The organism is Methanohalophilus halophilus (assembly GCF_001889405.1).
GTDB classification, from domain to species: Archaea; Halobacteriota; Methanosarcinia; order Methanosarcinales; family Methanosarcinaceae; genus Methanohalophilus; species Methanohalophilus halophilus.
Genome location: NZ_CP017921.1, coordinates 463,904 through 481,416, shown reverse-complemented (window position 1 = coordinate 481,416; position 17,513 = coordinate 463,904). Strand labels below are relative to the sequence as shown.

The following is a 17,513-nucleotide window of genomic DNA, read 5'->3' as shown; positions in this document are numbered from 1 at the left end:
GATATCATAAAGCATATCATGATAAAACGGCTCCGCGATTTTGCCAGAAAAGATGATGCGGTCATTGAGGTTTTCAGTGAAATACTGCTGACCGGCATCATCGTACTTGCAATAGCGGCAGCCGCTGCTTTTGTTTTATCTTCTCTTGACGAGCCCGATAATGTCAGGGTGGATATTGACCACTGGGTCGATAACGAAACCGACACTCTCTATTTCCGTCACAGCGGAGGGGAAACAGTTGAGGTAGAAGACCTTGAAATTTTGGTCTATGTCAATGGCTCCTATGAGACCTTCACCTCCGGGCAGATCCGGGCGAATTACGATTCGGATGAATGGGCTTTGGGGGATGTAATAGAGATTAATACTTCTTCACAGTTCAATTACGATATCGACGAAGATAATGTTCCTTCTAAATTGGTACATACCGCTTCCAGTCTGGTAATCTATGATGCCTATGGTTCAATTGGGGATAGTGGTGACAGTGGTAATGGCGGTAGTGGTCCACAGAACCAACCACCAGTAGCAAGTTTTTCCTATTCTCCTTCACTTACGCCAATGGGACAATCTATTACATTCGATGCAAGTGCCTCTTATGATCCGGATGGTTCCATTACTAGTTATGAGTGGGACTGGACAAATGATGGGTCGTATGATGCAACAGGTGTCACTGCAACTCATTCATATTCCACTCCGGGTTCTTATGATGTTAAACTCAGGGTGGCCGATGATGATGGAGAGACTGCAACAACTTCGGAAACAGTTGTAGTTATTGGTCCTTTGGTCTATCTAAATGATGCAATTGCACTTGATATTGATAGTGATGGAACTCCATCGGGTGTCCAGTTCAATGTTAGGAATTATGGTGATGAGGATCTAACAGTAGTTTCTATAAATATCACTCCTGAGAATGCAACTGTTGGAGGTCTTAATGATCCCGAAGGGGGTATAGGTCAGTGGGAGAGTGAATTCTATGTTGAGAGTGATGGTTTTGGATATACTACCGATTTTGGGTATGGTGAAACCCTTCCCTATACTTTTGATTTGAGTGAAGCAAATAATGCAAATGATGAACCTGTACTTGCTGCAAATTCGAATGCAACCTTTTCACTCTACCAGTTTACTGATGGCAGTGGAGGAGGAACAAGTTCAGGGGCCCCTATAGACATTGCAGGTGAATCAGTTGATATTACATTAATAATGGCAGACGGTTCTTCTTATAATTTTACTATTAAACCTTCTGGACCTCCTCAGGCAGACGCCGGCGGTGACTTTACTATTGATGAAGGCACTACTGGAATGCTCGATGGCAGTGGAAGTTCCGACCCAGGCGGCAATATAGTGACTTATGAGTGGACTATAACGGACAATCCAGGTGGTGCCTCTGTAAGTATTACAGATGCGGACAATACGGACCCAACAGCGACCTTTGATGCCTCCGGTGCAGATGTCGATGGAGATCAGGTGGTTGAAGTGACTTTAACGGTGACCAATGATGATGGGGTTAAGGCTTCCGATGTGGTGGAAGTGACCGTTAATGACCTCGATGTTCCTGCAATAAGCTATATTCAGGGATCAGGGCTACCAGATGCCTTTTATGGAAAGGGTAGTTTAGAGTTCGAAATCTCGAATAACGAAGATTCTCCTGTTACGATTCAGAATATTTCGGTGACAACGACCGACAGTGCGGCGAGGCGCATCGACAATTCGGGCTGGGCCAGCGAAGTCTTGATATATGGTGGTACTACCTTAGGTTACAGGAATGGTCAGTTCCAGCTGGGAGATGTGGCTTCGTTGGACATCAACGCTCAGGTTGATGCATCGAGTGATGTGAATGTCGTACTTCGTGATTTTGTTAATAATGGAGGCAATGAAGTTTGGGTATCTGGTGATACCATATACGTGACATTTGGAATGACAGATGGCCGTCAGGTGACCGTCACAATAGACGACATCTGAACAACTTTACGGGTTGACGAATCGTTACTCTTACATGTTCAGTTTTTCGCCTTTTCCAAGCACCCGCCACAATTATAATATCTGATTGAGAATCCTCAATCATGACCGACGTAATGTTGCTCTGGGATACTCCCATCCTTTTTGAAAAGCTGTTCAAGGAACATGGCTACGAATGCCTGCGGGTGGACGGCAACTCGCTGGGTACACCTTTTTTGCCTTCATCAAAGTGCCTGATGGTGCCCACGGGTTTTGCAAATCCGGCCTATACGAAGGTGGCGAAAGGTATTGAGAATAAGGGACGCAAGATAGCCAATTTTGTGAAAAGGGGCGGTGTGCTAGTGGTATTCGGGGCCTGTGTGGCGGAGTATGAGTATGACTGGCTGCCCTTTAAACTGTCCTATGTGGAAGAGCACATGCAATCCCTGCTGGAGGTTGTGGATGAGGGGATGCCCTGTATCGTAGCAGAGCCGCAGGAGCCGGTGGAATGTGATGGTTACTTTTCAAGTACCGATGGAGAAGTGCTCCTGAAAGATGATCAGGGTCGGGCTGTGATGGTGAAAAAAGAGTTTGGTGAGGGCTTGGTCATTGCCACGACGGTCCATGAATTCCCTTCTGCGGATTTCCTGGGGTGTGCTGTGGATAAAGGCAAGAGTACCAGGTTGTAATTACTGGTAGTTTCCCTGCCTCAATTTTTCAATTTCTTCCTCTGCATCATCCAGTTTAAGTACGAACAGTCCCTTGCAGGGTTTGACGTACTGGAAATAAATGGAATTGCCCTTGACGCCTATGGGTATGGTCTTGCCGCCTTTAAGCATCACTCCGGCCAGACTGTAGCCACCAGGGACGTGGTAGACCTCATCACAGTTTTCGCGAATAAACTCCTCACTTTTTTTGACGGATGCGCCCTTTAGCAGGATCTCATAGGGAAGGTCACTGATACATGCCATGTTGATCATTCAATAATTATGTCTTTTACACGGATATCTTTTTCCGTAATCCTGCCCACAATTTTCCCGTCGACTATCTCTGCAACCTTTTTAGCCTCATGTGGCGGGACAATAAGCAAAAATCCCATTCCCATATTGAAGGTGCGATACATTTCCAGTTCCTCTACATTGCCTTGCTTCTGCAGGAAACGGAAAATCTCTGGGGGCTCGATAGGGTCGGTGAAATCAAATCCAAGTTCGCTTACCCTGCGCAACTTCAGCAGGCCGCTGCCGGTAATATGTGCCAGGCCGTGTACCTCGCACTTACGGATTGCATCGAGCACTTCCATGTAGATACGTGTGGGGGTCAGCAGTTCCTCGCCGATGGTGCGGGAGCTGTCATAGGGCAGAGGGTCATGATAGGAATATTTGGAATTCTCGATAATCTTTCTCACAAGGGTATATCCATTGCTGTGGACTCCGCTGCTGGGTACACCTACAAGCACGTCGCCTTCTGCGACCTCCTCTCCCGTAATGATCGCATCCTTGTCCACCTTCCCCAGGCATGTGCCTGCAAGGTCGAACCCTTTTATTATTTCGGGAAGGGTTGCGGTCTCTCCGCCCAAAATGGACATTCGGGAGATCTCGGCTCCCTTTGCAAGCCCCTTGCCTATCTGGCGTGCGAATTCATCAGAGTGTTTCTCGATTGCCAGGTAATCCACAAAACTGACAGGTTCGGCACCAATGGCGATCAGGTCATTGACATTCATGGCAATACAGTCAATCCCCACGGTGTCCCATTTTTTCATCTCATTTGCAATCAGCACCTTGGAGCCCACGCCATCGGTGGCCATTGCAAGCGCAAAATCCCCGAAATCCATCAGGCCTGCGTAATGCCCGATGCTTGTCATGGGAGCACCCAATCCCTCCCTGCTATAAGTCATACCTCCTGTGAGATTGCCTATGGTGGACTCTTCCTGATGAATGTCAACTCCTGAATCGGCGTAGGTAAGTTTTTTGTCCATTTAATCCCTCTGTTTAATTTCCAAGTTCAAATTCATGGTTTAACAGGCGTACTGCCTCTTCGGCTTCATCGGAGCTGACAACGAATGAAATGTTGTGCTGGGAAGATCCCTGACTGATCATGATAACATTTATTTTTTCCTTGCCCAGTGTGCTGAATACCCTGCCTGCCACACCGGGGATACCATCCATACCGGCACCTACAACCGCTACCACACAGATATTCCTGTCGCAGGCCACCTCTCCTATTACATCCCGGTTCATCTCGGATTTCAGGGCAGCTACAGCATCTTCCAGATGAGCCTCATCCACAACGAACGACATGTTTGCTTCCGAGGAACTCTGACTTATCATTATAATGTTCACCCCTGCATTGGCAAGTGTGGAAAATACCCTGGCGGCTGTACCGATCGCACCTACCATACCGGCCCCGGAGATGTTTATTGCGGCTACCGACCGTATCAGGGTCACGGCTTTTACTACATCCTTGCGAAGTCGCTGGTCTGAAACAATCAATGTTCCTTCAAATTCAGGGTCAAATGTATTTTTCACCCGCACGGGTATTCCATGTTTGATCGCAGGTTCAATTGTACGGGGATGGAGTACCTTTGCACCGAAATAGGACAGTTCCATTGCTTCAATATAGGATATCTGGGGTATCGGACGTGCATCCGGGACAATTCGGGGGTCACTGGTCATTATGCCGTGAACCTCTTTCCATAACCAGATCTCGTCAGCCTCTATAGCAGCTCCTATGATCGAAGCAGTGAAATCTGACCCACTGCGTCCCAGGGTCGTAATGATTCCTTCTTCATTCTCTGCGATAAAACCGGTAACTATAGGAACATGTGTCGCAACGACTCTTTTTAGGATATTGCCAACATTTTCATAGGTTTTTTCGAAGGGTCTGGCACAACCAAATTCACTGTTGGTTACAATGCCGGCCTCCCCACCGGTAAATGAACTGGAATTAATTCCCTGACTTTGCACAGCTCCGCTAACAACAGGAGCTGCAAGTCTTTCCCCATAGGAGGATATGTAATCTATGGAACGCGGGGAGAGTTCTCCCAAATAGCAGATGCCGATGAGTGCTTTTTCGAGTTCATCGATAAGAGCATCGATCGTGCGGATTGTTTCATCGGCAATCCTGGCATCATCAATGGCAATCTCAATTGCATCGTAGTGTTTTTTGGCAAGGTCTGCCATAAATTCCTTTACCCGGGAAACCTTGCCTTTATGGGACGCATCAATACCTATTTCCATCAGCCCGTCGGTGACTCCACCAAGGGCCGAGGTCACTGCCACAATTTCGTGGCCCTGAACCCTGTAGTCTTTCAGTAATTCTGCTACATGGCGGATTTTTTCTCCATTTTCAATGGATGTCCCGCCGAATTTCATTACATATCTCATATTAGTATCACGTTATTGGATGATTTGTGAATTCTGGCTGTTATAGGGAAGAGGCGCATATAAATATTGTCACCTCCTCCTGCACCACATCCATGCTCCCAGTAGTATGAATATAACAAAAAATGCACCCGGTGCGGGAACTTTTTCCAGTACATTGGCAGTTTCATTGATCTTATTGGCAGCATTCTCAGCAGCAGAGGTTATATTCTGTGCCTTTTCAATAATATCTTCACCCTGCTCTCCATCCTCCCTTTCTCCCAGCCTTTCCCCCACTTTTAATATTGCAGATTCAGTGACTACTGATCCGTCGGAAGTAATTGCCTTTACTTCTATGTTGTATTCACCGTTGGATAATTCTTCTATGATTGCAGGATAGGTACCTTCATCCAGGTTCTGTCTTGTGTCAATGAGGTCTCCTTCCATATACACTTCCACAGTGTCTGCATCATCATTTAACGTGTAGTGTATGATTATTTTTTCGTTCTCTGGATTCTCTGCTGGAACATCGATCTCGATTTGTATTCCTTCCCCTATGTCTGTATCAGTTCTCTGGACCACGTTTTCCAGAAATACAACATCTGTATCTTCACCTTCAAATATGCTTCCGACTTTTCCCATAAAAATTGTCATTATCCGGTCGCCTTTTGTACGGGTATAAACAAAAACATCCCCTTCCTCCATATATTCCTCTTCTTTTACGACATTCCCGTTTTTCCTGAGTGTAATAGTAACCGTATTTTCGTCAAGTTCGGAAGCTTCAATGGTGTAATCTTCTTTGAGGTCCACTTCCGACCCGATATCTAAGGAGACGGTTTTATCCAACACCAAGTATTTATCCAGGTCAATCTCCGGGTCACGATATTGTTTAATCAGGATTTCAGAGGATGTTTCCCCATTTCCTTTTTTGGTGCCCTGCAGGCTGAAATTGAATATCAGGTAGTCAGTTTCTTCATCGTCTTCTTCCTCTATGGTCCTCACGTACCTGAACGGATTATTCTTTTTGACAAAACCCTCCTCGACCTTTTCCCCGTCCAGGTAGAGCTTGAGCCAGAGTTCCCCATTGTCAATGTTCACATCGACAATGTCAGCTGTGTATCCCTGCTCCAATTCGATTTCATCTCCGATTGAAACTATGGTTTCAGCATGCTGGATTTGTTCCTCCATTTCTTCTGCAGCACTGGCAAAACCACAGAAGAATGTGAATACACAAATGACGGCAATTGCAAAACGTATATATTTCATTAGTCCTCACCCTCGTATGCTTATATTTTTGATTGTCTTATGAATAATTGACAGTTTTGTATTTAAAAAGATGGCAGGTGTTTGTATGAAACATATTGTATTAATTGGTGACGGAATGGCAGATTATCCTATTAGGGAGTTGGGAGACAAAACTGTATTAGAAGCTGCGGATATTCCCCACATGGACCGTATGGCGCTGGAGGGAATAAATGGTCTGGCTACCAATGTTCCGGATGGAATGCCCGCAGGCAGCGATGTGGCTAATATGTCCATTCTGGGTTATGACCCTGCCAAATATTATTCGGGACGTGCTCCCTTAGAGGCGGCAAGTATGGGGATTGAGCTGAATAAAAATGATGTTGCTTTCCGTTGTAACCTGATAACAATTGAAAATGGCAATATACTGGATCACAGTGCCGGTCATATTTCCACCGAAGAAGCAAGTCAACTCATGCAGGCGATTGAGGATGAACTGGGTGGGGACGTCCATTTTTATCCGGGGATCAGTTATCGCCATCTTATGGTTGCCCAATTTGGTGCGGATGCTGTCTGTACCCCTCCTCACGATGTGGTTGAGGACCCGGCTTCAGATCACATGCCGCGGGGTGATTCTGCAGAAAAACTGGAAGAATTGATTAGGGCATCCTGGGATATTCTTTCCGAGCATCCTGTTAATAAAAAACGCATTGAAGAAGGTAAGAGGCCTGCCAATTCCATATGGTTCTGGGGTCAGGGTTATGCTCCTTCGATGCCTTCTTTTGAAGAAATGTACGGATTAAAAGCAGCTGTAATATCTGCAGTGGACCTTATCAAGGGCCTGGGCATCTGTGAAGGAATGGATGTAATTGAAGTTCCCGGAGCTACAGGATATCTTGATACAAATTATATAGGCAAGGCAGAATATGCCCTTGAATCTCTGAAAGATCATGACATTGTTTTTGTTCATGTGGAAGCTCCCGATGAAGCCGGACATATGGGTAGTTTGGAAGCCAAGATACAGGCAGTAGAGGATTTTGATTCCAAAGTTGTGGGTACCATTCTTAAAGGAATAGAAAAACTGCCAGAAGAGTGTAACGTACTTGTCCTTCCCGACCACCCTACACCAATTGCAGTAAGAACCCATACTCCAGATCCTGTACCCTTTGTGATCTATCCCTCTTTCAATCAGGATGCCGATATCGTCAAAACTTACTCAGAAGATGCAGCAACAGATGGTATACTTTCAACTGTCAAAGGTTGCGAACTGATACATACCCTGCTTTCCCTTTGAGTTTCGAAAAGCACTTAAAGATGTAATCACATAATGATGTCCTGTTATTTCCACAACAGGAATAACAGGAGTGGTATAATATGAAAAGAGGATTAATACGCAGGGGAAATTCACCTTCAGTAAGTAGATGGGATCCATTCGATGAGATCAAACAGACACAGGATTACCTAAACGACCTTTTCAGGGAATTCTTACCTTCGGTGCAATGGAAGGGTGGCGAAACGATGGCTCCTCTTGTGGATGTCCAGGAGAAGGATGATTCAGTAGTGGTTACCACAGATCTGCCAGGTGTCAATAAGGAGGATGTGGACATCCGTGTATCCGAGGGCATGATTGAGATCAGTGCAGAATGTAAAAAGGAAGAAGAGAAAGAGGAAGAAGGTTACTTCCAGAAAGAGCGCAGGTATTCAAGTTTCTCCAGGGCGGTTTCTTTGCCGGCTTCTGTGACTGAGGAAGGCGCCACGGCCAAACTTGAGGAAGGGGTGCTGACAGTCACATTACCAAAAACCAAAGAAGCTGAAAAACCGAAGATCTCAATCGAATAAGTTAATTAAATGTGATATTACCTCTCTGCAGTTTGCAGGGAGGTTTCATTTTTTGCGGCATCAGTTAAGTTTTGTCCTCATACTTTGCTCGGTGGGGGTAACTCTCATCATCGCCGCAGGTTAATATATAGGGCTAGTATTATTTATGAGCTGCTGTATTTTCCTGTGGAGTTGAAAAAAGGTGAAGATGGAAGCCTTTACTGTTGATGATATACCTCTGATAAAACCCGGTGACGATATTGCGGCCATTATATGTGAGCATGCCGTGCTGGAAGATGGTGATGTGCTGGTTATTGCTTCTACCATCATTGCAAAAGCCGAAAATGAACTGTTTTCCCTTGACAATATTAACCCCTCTGCCCAGGCAATTGCGATTGGCAGAAAGGATGATAAGGATCCACGGCTTGTACAGGCGGTACTTGACAGGTGCAGCGAGTGTTTTGTTGAATCTCCTGTGATGCTTGTTCAATCCGACAGGGCACATGTATGCATCAATGCGGGAGTGGATGATTCCAATGTCGAGAACGATTTACTTGCCGATCTTCCCCGGGACGGGGATGCCAGTGCCAGAAGTATAGGTGAGAGTGTTGAAGAGATTACAGGTTGCAGGATTGCTGTTGTGGTAACTGATACCAATGGCAGGGCTTTCAGACTGGGTCAGACAGGTGTTGCAATAGGGTTGTACCATGCTGCTCCCATTTATCACTGGAAGGGTACGAAGGATCTTTTCGGCTATGAAATGCAGATCAGTGAGGAAGCGGTTGCCGATGAAGTGGCAGCGGCTGCAAACCTGCTGATGGGAGAGGGTAGTGGAGGTAATCCGGTAGTTGTTGTACGGGGTATACCCCTGTTTACCGAGGAAAAAACATCTGCACGCCAGTTGTACCGGCCGGACAATATGGATCTCATTAAGAAAGCTTTACGCATTTCCAAGAAGTCTTGATACTGGCAGATTTATTATCTCCACTCCCGCATCATTAAAGAAATCCAGAGCATCAGTATCCGGATATGATGTCAGGTAAACCACCCGGTTTATTCGGGAATTGATTATCATTTTGGTACACAGGATGCAGGGTTGGTGTGTACAGTAGAGAGTTGCCCCTTCGATTCCAGCTCCATGCAATGCTGCCTGTATAATGGCATTCTGTTCGGCATGCACTGCCCGGCATTTCTCATGACGTGTGCCTGATTCGATATTGTTTTTTTGCCGGATACATCCGATATCCAGACAGTGTTCCATATTACTCGGGGCTCCGTTGTAACCGGTGGAAAGGATCTGTTTATCCCGTACGATAACCGCTCCCACCCGGTTGCGAAGACATGTGGATCTTTTGGCTATAACGGTGGCTATTTCAAGAAAATATTCGTCAACGGATGGTCTATATGGCATACCTGTAAAGTTGGTTAGGGGGATATATATTAATTACCAATTATACGTGTGAAAAAACATTTTTATTATATGTACGAGGGATCTTTCTCCCTCATAATTGAAGCAGGACTCCAGATGGTTTTTATTTAGAGGGTAGTTCACAACTGTATACCTCTCCTGTGTTAAAGATTCTGAAAAATTGCGCTTTATCTATAAAAACACGTTTGCAAGAAAACAGTTTATATAATATTATAGTATGCATTGATGCAAGCTCACATTCACAACGGCATTTAATTTCACATCATTGGAGCATAAAAATCATGTCATTAATTATTGGTAAATTTGACAATTTCATAAAAAGCCATACTGACAGGCAAATTGTGGCAATACCAATTGCAATATTTGTGATTGCTTTACTCATTATGGGTTTTACTTATTCCACGTCGGGGACTCCTGTAAACTTGGGTATGGAGTTTAAGGGTGGAACAATGATCTCCTTCCAGACTGATGAAAGCACTGGGGAACTGGAGTCAAATTACATGGACTATCCTCTTGTAGATATCCGCAAAACCGGTGATAGAGCAGTTCTTCAATTTGGACCTATGGAAAAGAATCTTCAATTGGAAGTTGAAAAAGACATAATTTCTGCGTATTCCTCTGTAGAAATCCAGCAGGTCGGAGCTATCTACGGGGAAGATTTGCAGTTACAAGCTCTTCAGGCTTTACTCCTTTCACTACTTGGTATGTCAGTAGTGATTTTTTTGGTCTTTCGCAATTTTATACCTTCTTTAGCAGTGGTTATATCTTCAATATCTGACATTTGTATAGCAGCTGCATTGATGACCCTTGCAGGAGTTGAACTTTCCCTGGGAACAGTGGCAGCACTTTTGATGATAATTGGTTATTCTGTGGATAGTGATGTTTTACTCACGACACGTATGTTTAAACGCCGTGGTTCTGCAAATGAAAAAATATCTCTCGCCATGCATACTGGACTTACAATGACTTCCACAACCCTTGCTGCGGTTGTTGCAATGTATATGGTTTCGACTTATTCCTATGTATTGATTCCCTCATTATCGCAAATGACTCTCCTTTCTGACATTTCGATTGTATTGATATTCGGTCTGCTTGCCGATATCATAAACACCTGGCTTCTAAACACAGGTATTATACGGTGGTATTCAAAGAGAAACCCAAAGGTGGTGAAGTCATGAGTGAAGAAAAGCCAAAAGGTCTCTTAAGTGATTGGAGAATACGCATCTTTATCCTTGCAATTTTGATTTCGCTTGTTGCAATCCAGCCATGGTACTCATCTGATGATGGTTTTAACTCCAATCTTAATTACGGTCTTGATCTGGAAGGCGGCTCCTGGCTTCAGGTAAGCCTGCAGGGAGCTGTTATTCAGGCAGATGTGGATGAAGGCCTGACAGCCAGTGCAATTATCGAAAAAGCTATAGGTTCTCCTGTAACAGTCAAAAATGTAGTGCAAACTTCGGATCGATCTAGGTTATCTATTGCATTAGAAACAGAAGGGGAAATCACTCAATCATACCTGAACTTACTGGGATTTAGTGATTCGTCTATAACGCAGAGAGGTGACACCTATGAAATTACAATTTACACAACCAAACAGCAATTAATATCCACCTATCTTTCTGAGGAATTTGGTTCTGAAGTGGTACCTTATGCGACTCCTGATGGGATTGAGTATGAAATAAGAACCAAAGCAGACCAGGAAACGGTTGAAAGTTTGCTTGAAGATGTCAATGGTTTCCTGCTTACTGATGAAAACGGTAATAAAATCTACCGGCAGGGTGTACGTACAGAGACAAGAGATCTTACGGTGGATATACTCAGTGAAAAATTCAATGCCCTGGGTCTGAGAGACATACCAGTGCGCACTGTTGGCGATGACTACATACTGATCGATTTTGCAGGTGTGGACCTGACAACTGCTAAAGAAATTGCACAGCAGCCAGGTAAATTTGAAATAAGAATGCAGGTTGAGGGTAATAATACAAGGCATGTACTTTATGGTGATTCCATATCCAGTGTGGGTATTCCTTCTCAACAAGACGGTCAGTGGTATACTCCATTCACACTTAGCAGGGAAGGTGCAGTGGCCCTGCAGCAGGTAGCGATAGAAACAGGCGCAGTGAATGATCCTAACTCCCATTGGCTTTATATGTATCTGGATGACGAAGAAGTGTATGGTGCACCTCTCAGCCCATCAGCTGCTTCCTCTCTACGTACTACTCCAATTGCTTCCTGGCAGGCATCCACTGGTGTTGATGAAGATAGCAAGACACAGGCCGAGCAACTCCAAATTCACCTGCGTGCAGGAGCCCTGCCGGTCAATGTGGAGCTCGTAGGCTCCGGACAGGTCGATGCCTCCCTGGGAGATCAGTTTAAACTGCAGGCGATTATTGCAGGATTACTTTCTATGCTTGCAGTTGCCGGTGTAGTCTACCGTCGTTATGGTAAAAAACAGATTCTTGTGCCTATGGTGGCCACTTCTGTTAGTGAAGTACTCATGATCCTCGGGTTTGCTGCAGCTGTGGGATGGCAACTTGATCTTCCAAGCATTGCCGGTATAATAGCAGTGATAGGTACGGGTATCGATCACCTTGTGATAATTACCGACGAGGTGCTCTATGAGGGTAAATTACCCCCGACAAAGGTTTACCTTTCGAGGATTACCCGGGCTTTCAGCATAATCTTTGCAGCCGCTGCAACCACTATTATTGCAATGTCGCCTCTGGTTGTCATGGGCTTTGGGGCCCTGAAGGGTTTCGCCATAACCACCATTGTCGGTGTATTGATCGGTGTACTTATTGCCCGTCCGGTATACGGTAAGGTGATAAAAGAAGTACTTCAGGAAGACGGAGAGGTGCAATGAAAGATCTCTGGACATTGAAATACAGGCCACAGGATCTGGATGATTTTGTAGGAAATGAAAAGGCAATATCGGTAATGCAACATCTGGCTTCTTCCGGGAAATTGCCTCATCTTGTAGTCCACGGTCCTGCAGGAAGTGGGAAGGCCTCTGCTGTATTTGCCCTTGCAAGAGGCATCTATGGTGATAATTTTGAGCACAACTTCACCTATTTCAATGCCTCAGATTTTTTCGATCAGGGTAAACGTTATCTTGTAAGGGACAAACGTTTTGTGCGTTTTCTGGGGACGGATGATCCCAAAAAGATCAGGTCAAGTGTTATTTCGATATTTAAGGACCTGGTAAATGAATATGCCAGTATGGGTTCAATCGATGCGGATTATAAGATTATATTTGTCGATAGTGCGGAATCCCTCAACGAAAGCGCCCAGCATGCTTTGCGCCGGATCATGGAACGCTACAGTCGCACCTGCAGGTTCATTTTTTCCACAACTCAGCCCTCAAGACTCATTTCTCCCCTGCGCTCCCGTGGATTGCAATTATTTTTCACCTACGTGTCGGATGAAGAACTAGTAGGTTTCCTTGGTGATGTTGCTGGTAGTGAGGGTCTTGCTTATGACCGAGAAGCCCTTGGAGGTCTTGCACGTCATTGTAAGGGCAATGTGGATTGTGCCCTGCGGCTTCTCCAGTCTGCAGCTCTCCAATACGCCGGCGAAAAACTATCTGCAGACATAATCTTTGAAGTAGTAATGGAAGATGTCCCCGAGGGCATTTCTTCCCTTCAGGAAGCTATCTCAGCTGCGGATTTCCCCCTGGCACGTAAAGCGATTGATAAAATGCTTATTGAAGAAGGTATGTCCGGAGTGGAAATTGTCAGGCATTTGTATCGGGTTGTGAGTGATACCGGTGAATCTCCCGCAATCCTTGCCCAGATCCTGTTGAAGATTGCAGATGCTGACCTGAATGTCAGGAATTCTGCTAACGACAGGATACATCTTGAACGATTGGTCACGGAGATGGCCAATGTCTGATGAGGGTGATTTTGCTAAAGCTTGCAGGAAACTTGTTGAGCTGGTTCTTGAAGATTCCACATTGGATAAGGTGCAGTTCAACAGGAAAAAGCTGAACATTAGCAGGCAATATGGTCTGTCAACCCTGCCTCGTAATTCCGATGTGATAGCCGCTGCCTCTGAAGGTGAAAAGGAATTTGTGCGCAGCCTACTGCGGCGTAAGCCTGTAAGAACGATATCCGGGGTGGCTGTTATTGCGGTTATGACATCTCCCGCACCCTGTCCTCACGGTATCTGTGTGCCCTGCCCCGGCGGGCCTGCATCTTCTTTTGAATCTCCCCAGAGTTATATGGGAAGGGAACCTGCTGCCATGAGGGGCATACAGTATGAGTATGACCCCTACAGGATAGTGCACGCACGTCTGAAACAGTTGCAGGAAATCGGGCACGAAGTCGATAAGGCAGAACTTATAGTCATGGGGGGTACGTTCACCTCCCGTAATATGGATTACCAGGAATGGTTCACCAAACGTTGTCTTGAGGCAATGAATGATTTTAAGGGGCATCAATGGCGTGATAGCGTCCATAATGTTTACGGCTATATTCCTATTGAAGATGTACAGGAGGCCAATGAAAGTTCTGCGGTTCGCAACATAGGTATAACATATGAGACGCGTCCTGACTGGACATCTCCTGTGGAGGTAGACCGGCTTCTGGATTTTGGTGCTACAAAAGTGGAAATTGGGGTGCAAAGTGTATACGATTTTGTACTTTCAAGGATGCGTCGGGGCCATACAGTTGCCGACACCGCTGAGGCTAACCGCGTATTGCGCGATAGTGCCCTGAAAGTAGGCTTCCATATAATGCCCCGTCTTCCGGGTTCGGATAATGAGCGGGACCTGCGGGCATTTAAGAAACTGTTCAGTGACTCGCGTTTCATGCCGGATTTCCTGAAGATCTATCCCACTCTTGTAACCGAAGGTACAGAGCTTGAAAAAATGTGGAGGGCAGGCAAGTACGCTCCCCTCTATGATGAAGAAGCTGTGGAACTGCTTGCTGACATAAAAGCAATACTTCCCAAGTGGGTGCGGCTACAACGTATCCAGCGGGATATTCCTGCACAGCAGATATTGGCCGGTGTGAAAAAAAGTAATATTCGCCAGCTTGCAGGCCAGCGACTTATACAAAAAGGTGGCAAATGCAGGTGTATACGTTGCAGGGAAGTTGGCCATAATATCCTGAAAGAAAGGCCACCTTCAATAGAAGATATTGAATTTATGGTGCAATCCTATTCTTCCTGTGGTGGGCAGGAACATTTCCTCTCTTTTGAGGATGTCAGTCAGGACATCTTGATTGGATTTTTGAGGTTGAGGTTTCCGCACAATCCACATCGACCGGAACTTGATAATTCGGCTCTTGTACGGGAATTACATGTTTATGGTTCAATGGTTGTCGTCGGTGGATCTGCAAAGGATCAAGACTGGCAGCACAGGGGTTATGGTCTCAGGTTGATTTCTGAGGCTGAGAAAATGGCAAAAGATGCCGGTTTTGAAAAACTCAGTGTTATCAGTGGGATTGGAGTGCGTGAATATTACCGGAAACTGGGGTATGTACTGGAAGGTCCGTATATGGTAAAATATCTGTAACTCTTTTCTGTGCATACTGTACTTTTTTATAGTTTTATGGAATACAGTATTACTGTAATACTAGAATACAATTTATGGTGGCCATATGGTTTCTGAAGTTGAAATGAACAATATTCTTGTAGCTTTGAATGAAATCAACGATAAGCTCGACAGGCTGTTATTCCAGCAGGATTCTTCGTCTCATGTTTCACAGGAAGATGATTTAAATGAGCTCGATGTAATGACTCTTCTTTCCCTGCCGGATCATTTGCGCACAACAGCTACCGTCTTATTTGAAATGGGAACTGCAACCGCTGCACAGATTTCGGAAAAAACATCAAAGGAAAGAGCAGTTGAAAGCAATTATCTCAATCAGCTTGTGCGCATGGGTCATGTACATAAGTACAGAAATGGCAGAAAAGTCTTTTTTTCAGTTCAATTACCATAATACATATATCGGGGAAAAAATTTACATTAATCACTGTGATTAACATTCAGCAGAGCAATTAATGTATAATACATCTTCATTCTCAAGAATGGGTCTCTACATTTAAAAACAAAAAAAATTTCCATCAAGAACTGGTATAATTGTTACGAATTTATTATTGATGGTGGTTTATTTAATTAAGCAATTAATCTGTGGGCAAATCAAATGAAAGATACGTTTACAATTGCAGTCCACTCTCCACGTGGAGGTACGGGAAAAACAAGTGTTGCTATCAATCTTGCGTGTGCTTATGCAAAAGAAGGTAAGGATGTTTGTTTGCTTGATATGGACCTGAAATCTCCCAGCGCATTCAATGGTATGTTCCCTCCCTCGGATAAGTGGATAAATGATATTTTTGATTACAAGAAAAACATACGGGAAGTAATAGTCGACAGTTCAAAAAGCATTGCTTCTGAGGCTCGTTTTTATGTAGGTTACTCCAATCCCGAAATTTCTGCTATCAGGGAATTTTCTTCAAAGGACAGGAAATGGCAATCAAATGCACTCAAAGCATTGATTCAATCCAAAAAAAATCTTCAAAAGGAAGGTTTTGATGTTGTAATTATGGATACAAGTCCCGGGGTGGATTTCACATCGGCCAATATTGTGGCAAGCAGTGATTACGTTCTGATGGTAGTAAAACCCAATGAATACTGTCTCACAAACATAAAGCAGGCGATTGATGGAATATATACTCCTCTGGGCAAAAAATGTGGGATTGTGGAAAACATGTGTCTTAATGAACAATCATTACAAATGAGCAAAAAATATGGAGTTCCTGTGCTTACTTCGATTCCATGCATGTGTGAGGTATCCATGCATGGCCTCTCCAAAGTATTTACTGTCAAAGAACCTTCCCATCCTTTTTCCAGTGCTATTGATAGATTGAAGAATAGTATCAATTATTAATTCATTTTTCTTTTTCAATTATGTCTTTTACTTCGCTATTGATATAATCCATTACATCTTTGACATTGTGTTCTTCGTTTTCGTTCAGCACACTGGCATTTGCTTTCAGCAGGTTGATCCACACGATGAAAGCGTAGAATATAAGAGCTGATATAGTCGCAATTAATATCCTTTCAAGCGGGTAAATAAATATTACCTCTTTATACATACTGCTTCCAAGGTCGAATATAAAGAGTGCTGACAGGCTTCCTGCAAGATGGTCTGTGGAGACGGCAAGTAGTGAACATGCAAAAAGATACAGATATCCTTTGTTTTTGGAAAAAAAGGATATTTTGTTTTCTATTCTGGTAAAAGTAAGGAAAAATGCAATAGATAATATGTGTAACCAGGGGTAATAAAAAATCTCTCTGCCTACCTCTGTTGCGAACCAGGCCGCGATTAATAGGCACGGGAGAATGATTGCTTTCTTTTTCTTCCCCGCGATTGCCAGTCCCGCTACAAAGGAGGCACTTGCAAGGAATAGAGGGCTTATGAGATAGAATGGATTATTAAGCAGCATATCAACATGTGCTATGCGATGGACTGAAATAGCCGCAAGGGATACAATGGCCCCATATATCGGGCCAAGAAGCAGTCCGTTCAGTGTGCCGAAAACCAGTGTGGAACTAATGTTCACATTTTCCATTCCTAAAACTCCCTGTATGTCAGGAAGCCAGATGGCAAAGTATGTTGCAACAAAAGCGATCAACAGATGTAATTTTTTAATCCTTTTGTCGCCCGATATCATGGAATAGGTTTTCCGCAGCACATATCAATATCAGTTGCCCAAAAAATAAATAATTA

At 44.4% G+C, this 17,513-nt stretch carries 17 protein-coding genes; 11 read left to right on the top strand and 6 right to left on the bottom strand.

Going from position 1 to position 17,513, the window contains the following annotated elements:
• The first annotated feature begins 18 nt into the window (after positions 1-18).
• On the top strand, positions 19-1,956 hold the full coding sequence (locus BHR79_RS02460; RefSeq protein WP_072560838.1) for a type IV pilin N-terminal domain-containing protein: 1,938 nt from the start codon (positions 19-21) through the stop codon (positions 1,954-1,956).
• A 101-nt stretch (positions 1,957-2,057) separates the two neighbouring features.
• The gene (locus BHR79_RS02455; protein WP_072560836.1) at positions 2,058-2,621 is read left to right on the top strand and encodes a hypothetical protein; all 564 of its coding nucleotides are present in this window, start codon (positions 2,058-2,060) and stop codon (positions 2,619-2,621) included.
• On the opposite strand, the gene BHR79_RS02450 is transcribed toward BHR79_RS02455, so the two are convergent.
• The 4 genes from BHR79_RS02450 to BHR79_RS02435 form a co-directional block, all read right to left on the bottom strand.
• Positions 2,622-2,912 (bottom strand): DUF1894 domain-containing protein, encoded by a 291-nt coding sequence (locus tag BHR79_RS02450; RefSeq protein WP_083432997.1) that lies wholly within the window; start codon positions 2,910-2,912, stop codon positions 2,622-2,624.
• The gene (purM, locus tag BHR79_RS02445; RefSeq protein ID WP_072560834.1) at positions 2,909-3,907 is read right to left on the bottom strand and encodes a phosphoribosylformylglycinamidine cyclo-ligase; all 999 of its coding nucleotides are present in this window, start codon (positions 3,905-3,907) and stop codon (positions 2,909-2,911) included. The genes BHR79_RS02450 and purM overlap by 4 nt, the downstream gene beginning before the upstream one ends.
• Positions 3,908-3,920: 13 nt before the next feature.
• Positions 3,921-5,303, bottom strand: coding sequence for an aspartate kinase (locus BHR79_RS02440; RefSeq protein ID WP_234970372.1), 1,383 nt, complete (start codon positions 5,301-5,303; stop codon positions 3,921-3,923).
• Positions 5,304-5,384: 81 nt separating this feature from the next.
• Positions 5,385-6,557: an S-layer protein domain-containing protein gene (locus BHR79_RS02435; RefSeq protein ID WP_072560830.1), complete on the bottom strand. Its 1,173-nt coding sequence runs from the start codon at positions 6,555-6,557 to the stop codon at positions 5,385-5,387.
• Between the two features lie 85 nt (positions 6,558-6,642).
• Between BHR79_RS02435 and BHR79_RS02430 the strand changes: the two genes are divergently transcribed.
• The 3 genes from BHR79_RS02430 to BHR79_RS02420 all read left to right on the top strand — a co-directional run bounded on the left by BHR79_RS02430 (position 6,643) and on the right by BHR79_RS02420 (position 9,315).
• Positions 6,643-7,827, top strand: coding sequence for a cofactor-independent phosphoglycerate mutase (locus BHR79_RS02430; protein ID WP_072560828.1), 1,185 nt, complete (start codon positions 6,643-6,645; stop codon positions 7,825-7,827).
• Positions 7,828-7,907: 80 nt separating this feature from the next.
• Complete coding sequence (locus BHR79_RS02425; RefSeq protein ID WP_072560826.1) at positions 7,908-8,372, top strand: Hsp20/alpha crystallin family protein; 465 nt, start codon at positions 7,908-7,910, stop codon at positions 8,370-8,372.
• 181 nt (positions 8,373-8,553) lie between these two features.
• A complete protein-coding gene (locus BHR79_RS02420; RefSeq protein WP_072560825.1) occupies positions 8,554-9,315 on the top strand; it encodes a coenzyme F420-0:L-glutamate ligase in 762 nt (253 codons plus the stop codon).
• On the opposite strand, the gene BHR79_RS02415 is transcribed toward BHR79_RS02420, so the two are convergent.
• Positions 9,292-9,762: a deoxycytidylate deaminase gene (locus BHR79_RS02415; protein ID WP_072560824.1), complete on the bottom strand. Its 471-nt coding sequence runs from the start codon at positions 9,760-9,762 to the stop codon at positions 9,292-9,294. The two genes, BHR79_RS02420 and BHR79_RS02415, sit on opposite strands and share 24 nt — an antisense overlap.
• Positions 9,763-10,061: 299 nt before the next feature.
• Here BHR79_RS02415 and BHR79_RS02410 point away from each other — a divergent pair, with 299 nt between their 5' ends.
• From BHR79_RS02410 to BHR79_RS02385, 6 genes are all read left to right on the top strand, one after another.
• Positions 10,062-10,958 carry a protein translocase subunit SecF gene (locus BHR79_RS02410; protein ID WP_072560823.1) on the top strand — a complete coding sequence of 299 codons (897 nt, stop codon included), beginning with the start codon at positions 10,062-10,064 and terminating at the stop codon, positions 10,956-10,958.
• Positions 10,955-12,643: a preprotein translocase subunit SecD gene (locus tag BHR79_RS02405; protein ID WP_072562262.1), complete on the top strand. Its 1,689-nt coding sequence runs from the start codon at positions 10,955-10,957 to the stop codon at positions 12,641-12,643. Before BHR79_RS02410 ends, BHR79_RS02405 begins: the two co-directional genes overlap by 4 nt.
• Complete coding sequence (locus BHR79_RS02400) at positions 12,640-13,671, top strand: AAA family ATPase (protein WP_072560822.1); 1,032 nt, start codon at positions 12,640-12,642, stop codon at positions 13,669-13,671. The genes BHR79_RS02405 and BHR79_RS02400 overlap by 4 nt, the downstream gene beginning before the upstream one ends.
• Complete coding sequence (locus BHR79_RS02395) at positions 13,664-15,295, top strand: tRNA uridine(34) 5-carboxymethylaminomethyl modification radical SAM/GNAT enzyme Elp3 (protein ID WP_072560821.1); 1,632 nt, start codon at positions 13,664-13,666, stop codon at positions 15,293-15,295. The genes BHR79_RS02400 and BHR79_RS02395 overlap by 8 nt, the downstream gene beginning before the upstream one ends.
• 85 nt (positions 15,296-15,380) lie before the next feature.
• The gene (locus tag BHR79_RS02390) at positions 15,381-15,722 is read left to right on the top strand and encodes a transcriptional regulator (protein WP_072560820.1); all 342 of its coding nucleotides are present in this window, start codon (positions 15,381-15,383) and stop codon (positions 15,720-15,722) included.
• A gap of 204 nt (positions 15,723-15,926) precedes the next feature.
• Positions 15,927-16,670 (top strand): ParA family protein, encoded by a 744-nt coding sequence (locus BHR79_RS02385; protein WP_072560819.1) that lies wholly within the window; start codon positions 15,927-15,929, stop codon positions 16,668-16,670.
• Between the two features lies 1 nt (position 16,671).
• Here the strand turns inward: BHR79_RS02385 and BHR79_RS02380 are convergent, their stop codons facing one another.
• Positions 16,672-17,457, bottom strand: a complete 786-nt coding sequence (locus BHR79_RS02380) for a hypothetical protein (RefSeq protein WP_072560818.1) — start codon at positions 17,455-17,457, stop codon at positions 16,672-16,674.
• Positions 17,458-17,513: the final 56 nt, after the last annotated feature.

Coding starts and splice junctions, on each gene's coding strand:
- BHR79_RS02460 (WP_072560838.1), top strand. CDS start 19: ATGATAAAACGGCTCCGCGATTTTGCCAGAAAAGATGATGCGGTCATT.
- BHR79_RS02455 (WP_072560836.1), top strand. CDS start 2,058: ATGACCGACGTAATGTTGCTCTGGGATACTCCCATCCTTTTTGAAAAG.
- BHR79_RS02450 (WP_083432997.1), bottom strand. CDS start 2,912: ATGATCAACATGGCATGTATCAGTGACCTTCCCTATGAGATCCTGCTA.
- purM (WP_072560834.1), bottom strand. CDS start 3,907: ATGGACAAAAAACTTACCTACGCCGATTCAGGAGTTGACATTCATCAG.
- BHR79_RS02440 (WP_234970372.1), bottom strand. CDS start 5,303: ATGAAATTCGGCGGGACATCCATTGAAAATGGAGAAAAAATCCGCCAT.
- BHR79_RS02435 (WP_072560830.1), bottom strand. CDS start 6,557: ATGAAATATATACGTTTTGCAATTGCCGTCATTTGTGTATTCACATTC.
- BHR79_RS02430 (WP_072560828.1), top strand. CDS start 6,643: ATGAAACATATTGTATTAATTGGTGACGGAATGGCAGATTATCCTATT.
- BHR79_RS02425 (WP_072560826.1), top strand. CDS start 7,908: ATGAAAAGAGGATTAATACGCAGGGGAAATTCACCTTCAGTAAGTAGA.
- BHR79_RS02415 (WP_072560824.1), bottom strand. CDS start 9,762: ATGCCATATAGACCATCCGTTGACGAATATTTTCTTGAAATAGCCACC.
- BHR79_RS02410 (WP_072560823.1), top strand. CDS start 10,062: ATGTCATTAATTATTGGTAAATTTGACAATTTCATAAAAAGCCATACT.
- BHR79_RS02405 (WP_072562262.1), top strand. CDS start 10,955: ATGAGTGAAGAAAAGCCAAAAGGTCTCTTAAGTGATTGGAGAATACGC.
- BHR79_RS02400 (WP_072560822.1), top strand. CDS start 12,640: ATGAAAGATCTCTGGACATTGAAATACAGGCCACAGGATCTGGATGAT.
- BHR79_RS02395 (WP_072560821.1), top strand. CDS start 13,664: ATGTCTGATGAGGGTGATTTTGCTAAAGCTTGCAGGAAACTTGTTGAG.
- BHR79_RS02390 (WP_072560820.1), top strand. CDS start 15,381: ATGGTTTCTGAAGTTGAAATGAACAATATTCTTGTAGCTTTGAATGAA.
- BHR79_RS02385 (WP_072560819.1), top strand. CDS start 15,927: ATGAAAGATACGTTTACAATTGCAGTCCACTCTCCACGTGGAGGTACG.
- BHR79_RS02380 (WP_072560818.1), bottom strand. CDS start 17,457: ATGATATCGGGCGACAAAAGGATTAAAAAATTACATCTGTTGATCGCT.